The sequence below is a fragment of the Elusimicrobiaceae bacterium genome, from assembly GCA_017520185.1.
Taxonomy (GTDB): domain Bacteria; phylum Elusimicrobiota; class Elusimicrobia; order Elusimicrobiales; family Elusimicrobiaceae; genus Avelusimicrobium.
Window position 1 is genome coordinate 89,289 of sequence record JAFXGO010000030.1, and the last position, 12,337, is coordinate 101,625.

General features: G+C 43.1%; 13 protein-coding genes and 1 tRNA gene. 3 read left to right on the forward strand and 11 right to left on the reverse strand.

The genetic code is table 11. The features are described from left to right. Positions 1-3: 3 nt before the first annotated feature. On the reverse strand, positions 4-1,161 hold the full coding sequence (gene lpxB, locus IKL48_05325; GenBank protein ID MBR3604072.1) for a lipid-A-disaccharide synthase: 1,158 nt from the start codon (positions 1,159-1,161) through the stop codon (positions 4-6). A 92-nt stretch (positions 1,162-1,253) separates the two neighbouring features. Here lpxB and IKL48_05330 point away from each other — a divergent pair, with 92 nt between their 5' ends. From IKL48_05330 to IKL48_05340, 3 genes are read left to right on the forward strand one after another with little or no spacing between them, the layout of a single operon-like run. After that, positions 1,254-1,700, forward strand: coding sequence for a nucleoside-diphosphate kinase (locus IKL48_05330; GenBank protein ID MBR3604073.1), 447 nt, complete (start codon positions 1,254-1,256; stop codon positions 1,698-1,700). Beyond that, entirely contained in the window at positions 1,697-2,542 is an 846-nt protein-coding gene (locus IKL48_05335) for an alpha/beta fold hydrolase (protein MBR3604074.1), read from the forward strand. The genes IKL48_05330 and IKL48_05335 overlap by 4 nt, the downstream gene beginning before the upstream one ends. 9 nt (positions 2,543-2,551) lie before the next feature. Next, positions 2,552-3,502 carry a glycoside hydrolase family 3 protein gene (locus IKL48_05340; protein MBR3604075.1) on the forward strand — a complete coding sequence of 317 codons (951 nt, stop codon included), beginning with the start codon at positions 2,552-2,554 and terminating at the stop codon, positions 3,500-3,502. Between the two features lie 59 nt (positions 3,503-3,561). Here IKL48_05340 and lpxI read toward each other — a convergent pair whose 3' ends face one another. The 10 genes from lpxI to IKL48_05390 all read right to left on the reverse strand — a co-directional run bounded on the left by lpxI (position 3,562) and on the right by IKL48_05390 (position 12,295). Continuing rightward, on the reverse strand, positions 3,562-4,389 hold the full coding sequence (gene lpxI / locus IKL48_05345) for a UDP-2,3-diacylglucosamine diphosphatase LpxI (GenBank protein MBR3604076.1): 828 nt from the start codon (positions 4,387-4,389) through the stop codon (positions 3,562-3,564). Further along, positions 4,379-5,188 carry an acyl-ACP--UDP-N-acetylglucosamine O-acyltransferase gene (gene lpxA / locus IKL48_05350; protein ID MBR3604077.1) on the reverse strand — a complete coding sequence of 270 codons (810 nt, stop codon included), beginning with the start codon at positions 5,186-5,188 and terminating at the stop codon, positions 4,379-4,381. The genes lpxI and lpxA overlap by 11 nt, the downstream gene beginning before the upstream one ends. Further along, positions 5,181-5,675 (reverse strand): 3-hydroxyacyl-ACP dehydratase FabZ, encoded by a 495-nt coding sequence (fabZ, locus tag IKL48_05355; GenBank protein MBR3604078.1) that lies wholly within the window; start codon positions 5,673-5,675, stop codon positions 5,181-5,183. The genes lpxA and fabZ overlap by 8 nt, the downstream gene beginning before the upstream one ends. Next, a complete protein-coding gene (gene lpxC / locus IKL48_05360; GenBank protein ID MBR3604079.1) occupies positions 5,672-6,496 on the reverse strand; it encodes a UDP-3-O-[3-hydroxymyristoyl] N-acetylglucosamine deacetylase in 825 nt (274 codons plus the stop codon). The genes fabZ and lpxC overlap by 4 nt, the downstream gene beginning before the upstream one ends. Positions 6,497-6,498: 2 nt before the next feature. Continuing rightward, positions 6,499-7,524, reverse strand: coding sequence for a UDP-3-O-(3-hydroxymyristoyl)glucosamine N-acyltransferase (gene lpxD / locus IKL48_05365; protein ID MBR3604080.1), 1,026 nt, complete (start codon positions 7,522-7,524; stop codon positions 6,499-6,501). A 12-nt stretch (positions 7,525-7,536) separates the two neighbouring features. Next, positions 7,537-8,475: a hypothetical protein gene (locus IKL48_05370; GenBank protein MBR3604081.1), complete on the reverse strand. Its 939-nt coding sequence runs from the start codon at positions 8,473-8,475 to the stop codon at positions 7,537-7,539. Positions 8,476-8,482: 7 nt separating this feature from the next. After that, positions 8,483-10,846, reverse strand: coding sequence for an outer membrane protein assembly factor BamA (gene bamA / locus IKL48_05375; protein MBR3604082.1), 2,364 nt, complete (start codon positions 10,844-10,846; stop codon positions 8,483-8,485). Between the two features lie 95 nt (positions 10,847-10,941). Next, on the reverse strand, positions 10,942-11,136 hold the full coding sequence (locus IKL48_05380; GenBank protein ID MBR3604083.1) for a 50S ribosomal protein L28: 195 nt from the start codon (positions 11,134-11,136) through the stop codon (positions 10,942-10,944). A gap of 69 nt (positions 11,137-11,205) precedes the next feature. Beyond that, the gene (locus tag IKL48_05385) at positions 11,206-12,147 is read right to left on the reverse strand and encodes a TerC family protein (protein ID MBR3604084.1); all 942 of its coding nucleotides are present in this window, start codon (positions 12,145-12,147) and stop codon (positions 11,206-11,208) included. Positions 12,148-12,222: 75 nt separating this feature from the next. Continuing rightward, a tRNA-Thr gene (locus IKL48_05390) sits at positions 12,223-12,295 on the reverse strand. Between the last annotated feature and the right edge of the window lie 42 nt (positions 12,296-12,337).

Sequence of the window (12,337 nt, forward strand, 5' to 3'; positions counted from 1 at the left end):
GAGTTAGTATTTTCCTATATCTTCCAAAATCTCTTTGGCCGCACGATGAGCGACCCCTTTTTCTCCCAAGCTGGCCCGTAATTTTAAAAGTTCATCTCTTTGGGCTTGCAGATTAGCAGGGTTTTGGAACATAGATATGGTTTCTTGAGCAAGCGCTTCGGGGCTGGCCTTGTCTTGAATGAGTTCTTTGACCACTTCTTTCTGTGCCAAGATATTGACCAAAGAAATATGTTTTACTTTAATCACCATTTTGGCAATTTGATAAGTGGGCCAGAACATTTTGTACGCCACGACCATCGGCACACCCAAGAGGGCATTTTCCAACGTGGCCGTACCGGAACAAGCCAACAAGAAATCCATTCTGCTTCTTAATTCATAATTTTTATCTTTTATGATATGAAAATTGGGGTGGGGTTCTTCGCCCAATAAGGCTAAAAACTTCTTTTCATCAGCATCGGGCAAAGCAAACAAATAAGCCTGTGTATTGGGAAACTCTTTGAGGATCAATTTAAATGCTTGATAGAAAGCCGGCGTAAGGCGCGAAATTTCGCTATTGCGGCTTCCTGGTAAAAGACCTAGTTTCCACTCTTTATGCTTTACATCTTCAGCCGAATAGATGTGTTCTGTCGGCTCCGGCATAATGTCTAACAAGGGGTTTCCTCTAAACACAGCATTTCCGCCAAATTTTTTATGAAAGTTCGGCTCAAAGGGATAAATGACAAACATTTTTTGGGTAAGGCGTGCTAATTGTTTGGCCCGATACTGCCGGCTGGCCCATACTTGCGGTGCCACATAATAAAAAACGGGGATTTGCAATTCAGAAGCGATGTTTAACACTTGATGATTAAAGCCGTAAAAATCCACCGCAATCACAGCGCAGGGTTTTTGTTCGGTCATATATTGGCGGATTTGCTTTAACAAATTTAACCATAACGGCATTTTTTTAAGAGGCTCAACAAAACCGGTTGCTCCTTGTGCTGCTAAGTCAAACAGGAAAGAATCTGCCTCTTGTTTCATGAGTCTTCCGCCAATAGCAGTGATATTTATTTGAGGGCGTAAAGTTTTTATTTCTCGGATTAAATTGGCAGCGTGCAAATCTCCGGAAACATCTCCGGCTACAATTAAAATATTTTCTGCCAATGAATGGTTTGTATTTGTCATAGAGAAATCCTTCTGTTGTTCATTTTATTATATCATAACTACGCGCGTAAGGAACGAAGAACTAGTAAAGCTTTTTTAGGTATAATATGCTTATGGAACAAACACTTATTTTAATCAAGCCCGATGCCATTGAAAAAAGACTGACGGGCATTATTTTAAGCCGCTTTGAAGCGCTGGGGTTAGAGATTGCCGGTGCCAAAGTGGTATGCGCGACCGAAGAACTTTTGCGGGAGCATTATGCTAATTTACAAGGCAGTCCCTTTTTAGACGGAGTATTGAAGTTTATGATGGGGCAGTATAATAATTTGCCCGATCACCGCATTCATGCTTTTGTCTTGCGCGGAGAAAATGCGGTAGCACGCGTACGCGCCGCTTTGGGTGCCACTAATCCGGAAAAAGCGGAACCATATACATTGCGTGGTCAGTTCGGTTGCATTAAAAATGGCGTCATGCAAAATGCCGTCCATGCTTCCGGCACGCCGGAAGAAGCCCAACGCGAAATTAATTTGTGGTTTAAACCGGAAGAAGTATTGAAATGAAAAAAATAGGCTTGTGGGTGATGGCTGCTTTGATGGCTATGCCCGTATTTGCTCAAGAAGAAATGAAAGGCCGTCCGGCGGGGTTTCAAACGCAGGACGGTTGGGCTATTTCTGCTTTGTATCAGCCGGCAGAAGAAAATCAAAAAACGTTGCTTTTGTTGCATGACGTGGGCAAAAGTTATGTGGATTTTGCCACTTTTTCCGCTAAGTTAACGGAGAAGGGGTTTGGTTATTTGGCTTTGGATTTGCGCGGTCATGGCAAAAGCATCGGCAAAGGGGTTTACAGTTCGTTTGCCAAAGAAGGTGTAGATAATGACTATAATAAAATGACCCGAGATGTGAATGCCGCTATGGATTATTTGAAAGGGAAAGGAGTGCCTGAAGAAGACGTTTTCTTAGTCGGGGCCGGTATGGGGGCTAATGTGGCGGCGAAGTCTGCTAGCTTGTGGCCTAATGTGGCCGGTGTGGCTTTGTTAACTCCGGTGACGAATTTTCGCGATGTGCTGCCTATTTCGGCTTTACGTGTGTATAAAGGCAATGTTTTTATTGCTTCTGCAGCCGATGATAAAAAGAATTTCTTAGAAGCCAGCGTTATGCGCAATGTATCTTTTCTTTCCAGCGGTGAAGGTAAAGTGACCTTCGCTACCGCCTATCATTTAAAAGGGCATGAAATGCTGGATAAATGGGTGACGGAGGAACTTATACAATGGTTGCAAACTCCGCAAAAGCCGCAGATCAGACCCGATGTGATAGAAACGTCCGAAGACTCTTATGAGGGAGATTATGAAGATATACCTGCTTCCTCAACGGAAGAAGCCCTATTTCCTTCTATATTGCAATAAGGAGAATTTATGAAACCCACCCGTATAGTTTTTCCCGGTTTTTGGTTTGGACAAAGTGATATAAACCTTGCTAAAGAGCAGGCAAAGCGCGGAGTGGGTGGCTTTTGTGTATATGGGGCAACGGCCGCTCAAACGAAAAATTTTATTGATACGGTAAGGGAGGCCTCCCCCTATGACCACCTTTTAATTTGTGCTGACATAGAGGAAGATTTGTCTGAAGTAGTGACCGATGCCCCCACCCTTCCCAGCAATGCTGAGTTGGGGAAAAATGCCGATACGGAGGGCGCCTACCGCAAAGGGCTTATTAGTGCGCGTATGGCTCGTAGTATAGGGATAGATTGGCTTTTAGCTCCGGTTGTGGACGTAGGATATCAAAGCCCCGCTTTTTGTGAAACACCGATGTTGGTGGCTCGTATGTCAGGCGATTATGTGGCCGGCGTATCCAATGGCGGTTTGCTAAATTGTGTGAAATACTTTCCGGGTGTTAGCGGATTTTTAAAAACATTGGCCCAAATGGAAGATGCGGAATTTGTGCCGTATAAGCATATGTTTAGGCGTGCAGATGCCGTAATGCCCTCTGATATGGTTTTTGCTAATATTGACCCGGCCAATAGAGCCATGATGTCTGAAAACATTATCAAAGATCTTTTGAAAAAACGTTTAAATTACAAAGGATGTGTAATCGGGGCGCCGTTGTATAAGAGCCGTATTAAAAATGAATCCGCCGCCGCGCTTAAGATGATTAACTGTGGTGTGGAGATGATTATGGCCCCGCGTGAGGCCAATGCCATATTGGAGATGGTGGAAAGAGAATTTGATAAGGGCACGATTGTTGATGCGGTGATACGTTCTATTTCCAGTTTGGAGATGTTTACCAGCAAAGTGACCAGTTTTGCCATGACGGCTTTTTCTCAACAAGAAACTTTTGAACAGGCTAAAAACTTTAGAAAACAAAAATAAATTGAACCTAAAAAACGCAAGGCTTTGGCCTTGCGTTTTTCATTAGATTCAATTTTAAACTAAATAGCCATTAAACACAGATGATGTTGATTAGCTAACGCGACAACTTCCTCTAAATCCAAGACCAATGTTTTTTCAGCCTCAAAAGCAAGCACTTTAAAACCTGCCTGTACGACAGATTCTATAGTTCCTTTGCCTACAACGGGTAAATCAAAGCGGTTGTCTTGTGCAGAACGTGCCACTTTTACCACCGCTACGCTGGAACTTTTTTCGGCGGAGTTTTTATACAATTCTCCCGCACGACGGATGCAATTATCCGTCCCTTCCATACCTTCCACGGCAATAACCGCACTCTGACTGACTACACAAGTAAGGCCGATGTCCAAATCGGCGATACCTTTGGCGATCTTATAGCCATATTCAACGGTTTGTAGTTCTTCTTGGCTTGGTTTTCGGTGCGAAAGAAGCCCTTTCTTGGGCATATAATGCTGCAAGTATTGGGCAGAATTGATAAACTCCAATCCTTCTTTTTTAAACTCATCCATGATTTTGGATAAGAGATAGCTGGTTTGCATAGATTTGAGCGAGGCTAAGAACTTGGCCCCACGCAAATCAGGCATTAAATTTTTAAAAATAGTGCTATGTTGCACACGTCCTGCCATAATAATTTGGGTCACCTGATTCTCTTGAAAGAACTTAATGGCAGCCCCCAATTGGCCGATGCGCATTTCTTTGAAAACAGTCGCCGCACCCTGAAAATCTGCTTCTCGGGCGTTTGCTTTAATGGCGAGGACGAAAACTTCTACACCTTTTTCCGTCGCTTCGCGGGCGATATAAACGGGCATCTTGCCTTCGCCGGCAATGATGCCCAGTTTGTTATTCTTCATCAGAGTCACTATTTTTGCATCTCACAGAAGCGATGCCACGCTGGGTGTTTTTGCAGAAATCCAGCATTTCCTGTACAGGAGGAATAGGATTTTCTGCTTCCAATTGGGCAATAGCATCTTTGAGCAACATTTTAGAGCGGAAAAGCGTCTTAAAGGCGCGTTTAACTGCCATAATTTCATCTCTGCTCATGCCGGCTCTGCGCATGCCGATGACGTTTAAACCCACCAAACGGGCACGCTCTCCCTGAGCCGTACAATAGGGCGGAATATCAAGTACGGTCATAGAACCGCCGGAAATCATGGATTGTCTGCCGATACGTACAAATTGGTGCACTCCTACTAAGCCGGAAGCAATGGCTCTATCGGCAATTTGTACGTGACCGGCTACACCGGTACAGTTGCCCAAGATAATATTATTGCCTAGTTGGCAATCATGCGCCACATGGGAATTGGCCATCAACAGACAATTATTCCCAATGCGGGTAGGTACATCTAATTTGGTAGAGCGGTGAATGGTGACGCATTCGCGAATTTTATTGCCATTTCCCATTTCTACCATGCTTTGCATGGAATCGTCGTAGGATAAATCCTGCGGCTTCACGCCGATAGTAGCGTGTCCAATAAGTTCATTGCCATCGCCCATAACTGTATTTTCAATAATACAGAACGGCCCAATGCGGTTGTCCTTTCCGATAGTGACTCTCGGCCCGATAACAGTATACGGACCTATCACAGTGGAAGGATCAATCTTAGCGCTAGGGTCAATGATAGCGGTGGGATGAATGAGGTTGTCAGACATGTAGGTTTTCTCCTAAGATAAACATCAGGTTCGCCTCTACACAGAGCTTTCCGTTGACGTACGCTTGCGCGAAAATACGCGAAAGCTTGCCAAGTCTTAGCACCTGTATGGGCATTTCTAAAGTGTCACCAGGCACGACCATCCCTCTAAATTTAGCGTTTTCAACGCCTAAAAACAAGGGGATTCCTTTACCTGTTTTGTTGACGTGAGGCATCATGGCTCCGCCAAAGGCTTGGGATATGCTTTCCAATACCAATACTCCGGGCATAATTGGCTTTTGCGGAAAATGTCCTTTGAAAAAATATTCTTCTCCCGTCACTTTGTAAATTCCGATACAACTTTTTCCTTCTTCTGATATACGAATTTCATTAACTAAAAGAAAAGGCTCTCTGTGAGGAATATTTTGCTTGATTTCATCAATATCCATGATTCTTTGCACCGGCATAGATAACAACGGCAACAAAGACTTATCTTCTACTTTGCTCATTTAGCCTCCGAGTTTGCTACTAACAACCGTCCGAATAGCACATTATGCTTGTGCCCTCCCATGCGGCACGTAATTTTTAGCGGAGGTAATCGTTTGCCGATTAAACTAAAATCTCCTACTAAATCTAAAATTTTATGGCGGACCAATTCGTTGGCAAAACGCAATTCGTTTAAATATTTTTCTTTGCCAATCACGATGGCATTCTCCAAATTGCCGCCTTTAGCCAAGCCATGTGCTTTTAAGAAAGCCAATTCTTCTTCAAACCCAAAGGTGCGCGCAGAAGCGATTTGTTCCATATAATTTTGGGTATTTAACTCTATGGTATATTCTTGGCGGCCAACCAACGGATGCTTATGTTCATAGACAAACGTGACGGTCAGTTTGTCGGAAGGCTCTGCACTATAGAAAATAGGGCCATAGGAATAGGTGAGAGGTTGTTTAAGAGTGAATGTAGGCAAATCTCCCGCTAATTCGCGGATACCGGCCTGTTGTAAATGTTGGGCATATACATTGGCAGAGCCGTCCGTAATCGGCGGTTCGGGGCCGTCCATTTCTACCAGAACATCGGTAATGCCCAATGCACTTAAGGTGGAAAGGACATGCTCCACCGTCCATACTTCTGCGGTGGAGTTTTTTAAGTTTGTTCCTCGCAGGGTAGATCCTACATGATCTAAATCTGCCTTAATCGGCTCAGAGCCGGCAATATCTATACGGACAAAATGAATGCCGTCTTCAGCCGGTTTAAAAGTCATGGTAGAGGGCGCACCTGTGTGCAAGCCCACTCCTTTTACACTAACAGTATTTAAAATGGTTTTTCTCATAATTATTTTTCCACAGCCTTTTTAATGAGTTTCAAATCTTTGTAAATTTCGGGCAATTTTCCCTCAATGGCCAAAATTTTGAGGGTTTCTTTCATCGGGCGTGCAGGCGTGCCAAAATAAGATTTTCCATCTTCCAAATTATCCATCACGCCGGACTTGGCGCCGATTTGAATGCCACTTCCGATTTTTAAATGGCCCATAATACCCACTTGGCCTGCGGCTATCACACCATTGCCGATGGAAGTGGTACCGGCCACACCTACTTGGGCGCACATAATACAACTTTGCCCCACCTTTACATTATGTGCAATTTGAACTAAGTTGTCCACTTTTGTGTTGGCTCCAACTACTGTATGTGCTAATTTGGCGCGGTCTACACAACTGTTAGCTTGGATTTCTACATCATCTTCCAAAATCACATTGCCGATTTGCGGCACTTTGTGGTGACGCCCTTCGTGGAACATAAATCCGAAGCCGTCATTACCTATTTTGGCACCCGGTTGCAAAATAACATGGTTTTTAAGCACGCAGTCTTCGCGCACAACAACTTGCGGATATAAAATACAATTTTGTCCGATTTGGGTGCGCTTTCCTACATATACTTGCGGAAAAATGACCGTATTATCTGCGATGACTACATCATCTTCAATCACGCTGTAAGCACCTACGGATACATTGTTTCCCAATTTGGCAGATGGGCTGATAACGGCGGTGGGATGAATGCCGGCCGTATGTTTGGGGGTTTGTGCGTCCCAATATTGAACTAATAAATTGAAAGCCCACTCCGGATTTTTGGCAAACAAGAAATTGGTTTTGATAGGTAAAGGCAACCCTTTGGCTGCTTCGGGCAGGATAATGGCGCCGGTGGTAAAATGGGGGGGGACAGCCACTTTCTCAATGCTGACCAAATAGCAAATACCGTCTGCTTGCGGGGCGGTTAAATCGCAAATGTGTCTAATGGTAAAATTTTCATCGCCTACCAACTCTGCTCCGGTAATTTTAGATACTTCTTTAAGTGTGATTTCCATAGATACCTCCGGTTATTTTTTCCGGTATTTTTTAGATTTTTTGAGTCGGTTGACGAAGTCCGTCGTCACGTTTACCGGCTCTTGTCCGTATAAAATTTCGTCTTTGCGTACGATCGCCCCAATGTTGCGTTTTTTGGCAAAAGACTTTATTTCATTATAAATATCTTGCAAAATGGCTTTGACTTCTTGCTCCTCCAGTCTCAAAATTTCTTCACGAGTCTGATACTTATAATTATCAATAAAAAAACTTCTTTCCGCAATGATTTTTTTGTTGGCTCCGATGCGTTCCGTTAAATCATCAAGTCTGGCAGGAGAGTTCAAGGGGGAAGTGGATAATACTTCCGTACCGGAAAAGATAAGACGGTTTAAAGTATTATTTAAAAGCAGTGTATCTGCCGACTCCGGCACTTTGGGCAATAAAATTTGGTCCGTGATGATTCTTTCGTAAAAAGGTTTTAATTCAGCCAGTTGTCTGGAAAGGAGTTTGTTTTCCAATTCTAAGGCATTGATAATATCTTTAGCGTTTTCTACTTCGCGTTGTTTGGATTTGATTTTTAGATCAATTTGTTTCTTGACGGCTTGAGTGCGAGGGTGCTCATTGAAGGCAATATCAATATCAATATAAGCCACCAAAAGGCATTTTTGAGGAGATTTTTCTTCTTGCGTAAGTTCTTGTACCGCTAACTCTTCCGGCAGATCCTCCGTTTGACTTTCTGTTTCAGCGAAGGCATCTTGTTTGGTTTGTTGCGAAAGTTTGATGTCTGTTGGATTAGAGAGTGCTTCCTGCTCCGTTTGTGGTTCTTGTATAGAAGGCTGACTTGTCGTTTGGTTTTTGGCCTTGATAGATTCTATAACGGACAATTCTTCTTGCGTCAATTCTCCTACCGCTTCCTGAGCAGAAAGCGGTAAGGCAAGAATTGTAAGAACAAAAAGCCAAAACAGTTTACGCATAAAATCCTTACATCATGTTAGAAATATTGAAATAAAAGTGGGAGCGATCTTCATTGCTCTTATGGTTTAACCCATAGCCCCAGTCAATGCGAATGGGCAAGGAAGGAGTGGTAAAACGCAAACCCACACCTACACCGGCTTTAAATTGGCTATCTTCAGGACCAAAAGAGAAATCTACATCGTCAAAGTGATTCCACGAGTTTCCAATATCGGCAAACAAAGCAAATTGAGCCATTGTACGGCGGCCTTCGCGAGCCAACGGAAAGCGAAGTTCGGCATTCATTACATAATAAGTGGTGCCTCCGTATTGAGGACCTACTTCGCCGGCGCGTTCATAACCGCGTACGGTATCTGCACCGCCTAAGAAGAATTTTTCATAGGGGGGTACTTCTTTCGTGCGGCCATAAGAACGCACAGAACCTATTTTGTTGGATAACACGAAAACAATCGGATAATTGCCGCCGATATTTAAGACGGTATGGTTAAAAATAGAGCGGGCATTTAAGTACCACAGGTCCAAATCACCGCCAATCGGACCGCCGGCCAAAGATACGCCCAAAGAGTTGCGCCAACCGGAAGTCGGGTCCCAAATATTATCCCGCGTATCTACGGCAATATCTGCGCTGAAGGTGGACATATATTGGTCTCCTTCAGGAATGCATTGGTCACTGGGGACGCCGGCAGCACATTGGAATTCTTCTTCCACGTCATAAATGTCGATATTTTCAAAAGAGTAGCCAAAACTTAACTGGTAAATATCATCGTTAAAGCGCGGCCCTACACGCAAGCGACCACCGACGCGTTTTTCCGTATAAGCTTGGTTTTCGTCGGAAAAAGAACGATAACGACGTGTATTAAATAAATCCGCTCCCAGAGAAATAGGTTTGTCATAAATCCACGGGGTGGACCAGCTGACCGTGTAGTCTAAAATTTCTTCACCGAACAAGGTGCGCAACGATAAACGTTGTGCGCGCCCAAAAAGATTCATGTGATTGATGGATACTTCCCCATACAGACCGTCTAAAGAACTCATGGCAAGACCTGCCGTAAACATGCCGGGTCTTCCCTCGGTCACGTGAAAGCCGAGATCTACTTTTTGTGGGTCGGCGGTAGGCTGAATATCGATTTGTACATCATTAATAAACCCTAAATTAAAAATTTTGGTTTGACTTCGTTGGATTTTTGCCGAATCATACAAATCTCCGGGTTTAATGGAGATTTCCCGCGTGAAAACATATTTTTTAGTATTTTCATAACCTGTCACGTCAATATTATCGATATAGAAAACATTTCCTTCAGAGATATCATAATTAACGTTTAATAGTCCGTTTTCAATGTTTTTCTGCGGTTCTACGCGTACTTGCAAATAGCCTTTGTTGGCATACTGCTGTTGTATGGCGATGACCGTATCATCAAAATCTTTTTGGTTGTAAAGTTTTCCTTCGCGGATATAGACAGATTCCTTTAATTCCTCCGGAGTAAAAACATTGTTGCCGGCAAAAGAAACTGTACCAAAGTTCACTTTTTCTCCTTCCGTCACGTCATAAGAAAGAGTCACTTCTGTTTGGTCGGGGCTAATGTCTATTTTAGGCTCGGTAAGATTAAATTCGCTGAACCCTTCATTGCGTCCGTACAAGACCATTTTTACCCAATCGCGTTGTAAGTTTTGAGGTTTAAATACTTTTCCGGTGCGGTTGGAGGCTTTTTTAATAATTTTTTCAGCCGGTAAAACATTACTGTCAGAAAGGCCGTTTAAATTCAAAGCGGCCACCTTTACGCGAGGGCCTTCATCAATAATTAGATTAACAGTGACGGTATTGGTTTTTTCGTCGGGGATTACTTCGTATTTTACTTGAGCGGAAATATAGCCTTTCTCTGCGTATTTGGCTTTAATGCGCTCCATGTCATTGATGAGTTTGCCTTCGTTGAAAGGATCTTTAAGTTTTAAAGTCATGGCAGAGGTAATGGCACTTTTACCCAATTTTTTCCTGCCCTGATAGGTAATTCGGTCAAAAATCGGTTTTTCTTCTACGATATACGTGATGCGATGGCAGGGGTAGGTTTGGCCCAGCTCGTCTTTGGCAGAGCCTTTGCTGCGGGAGATATCTACCTGTACGCTGTCAAAATTTCCCAACGAAGAAATATCCAAAATATCTTCATTGACGGAATATCTTTCGTACAATTCTCTTTTTTTAGAATGTGCCGCTTTGGTGACGGTGCGTTTGCTGATATTTTTAAGGCCGTCTACGTCGATATCACAAATCATCCACGGCCCGTAAGGATCAACATCTTCGATGTTTTCCTGTGCTGGCAAGGTCAAGGGCAGCAGTAAAAAAGAAAAAGCCCACAAGTACTTATTAAAAAACGTCATATCCACCCCCGATTATGCGTTTAAATAAAAAAGCCCGCGCCAAACTACCAGCGCGGGCTGACTATCAGAAAACAAAAAACAGCGCAAAGCCGGACTTATTTGGCCGGTCTTTTGGCCAGTCCGCTTTTGATGCAATTGGTGCACACGTAGGCCGTTTGCGTTTTGCCTTCCAACACCACTTTTTGTTTTTGCAAGTTGGGGTTGAAGGTACGTTTCGTTCTGAGGTTAGAGTGGCTGTAAGAACCGCCGGAGACGGGGCCTTTGCCACAGATTGCACATTTATACGCCATAAAGTCCTTCCTTATATATAAGTTAAATTCGGTCTTTATATTCTAGTAAATATTGCCGAGTTTGTCCAATTAATTAGCAGTTTCTTTCGGCGGAAAGAATTTGCTGGCTAACATAGATAACACCAAAATGAACACGATAATACCCAAAGAAACAGGTACGGCAATCTTGATAAAGTGGGAAACAATCATCTTGACCCCCACAAAAAATAAAATGACGGAAATGCCATATTTGAGGTACGGGAATTTGCCTGCCATGCCGGAAAGCAAGAAGTATAAAGAGCGTAAACCGATAATGGCAAAAATATTGGAGGAATAAACCAAAAAAGTATCCTGCGTAATACCCAAAATGGCCGGAATAGAGTCAATGGCAAAAATAACATCAGACATTTCAATCACCAAAAGCGCCGCAAACAAAGGAGTGGCAAACCATTTGGCATTTTCTTTGATGAAAAAGTTTTCTCCATGATAATCGGTTTTGATAGGCATGATTTTTTTGAAAACTTTTAAAATAAAAGATTCGCTGGGATTAAATTTGTCGTCTTCTTTTTGTAAGAGCATTTTAAGGGCGGTGAAGATTAATAAGGCTCCAAACACATAAATCATCCATGCAAAGGCGGATATGAGTTGCACTCCGACGAAAATAAATAAAAAGCGCATGGCCACTGCCCCCAAGATACCCCATAAAAGCACTTTGGGTTGTAAATCATTAGGTACAGCAAAGTAGCCGAAAATCATAATAAAGACAAACATATTGTCTATGGAAAGCGAATATTCCAACACATAACCGGTGTAGAATTCCAAGGCATGGCGCGGACCTTCAAACAACCAAATGGCCGCCCCGAAAAGCAGGGCCAAAGAAATCCACGCACTAACCATAATGCCAGCTTCTTTGATAGACACATGGCCTTTATGTTTGTTCATAATGGCTAAATCAATAAACAGGGCCGCCAAAACGATGACCCAAAAAGCAATCCACATCGCAATGGATACGCCGGTGGTGACAGGTTCCATAGAAAATACTCCTTAACTGAAATTGTAGTATAAAAGCCTATTTTAAAGGGTTTGTCGAAAAATCCCAATAAAAAAAGCCGAGGATGGGAGTCGAACCCACAACCTACGGTTTACAAAACCGTTGCTCTGCCAGTTGAGCTACCTCGGCACTACTCATTTATGATATCAAATTTTTGTCTCTCTCACAAAT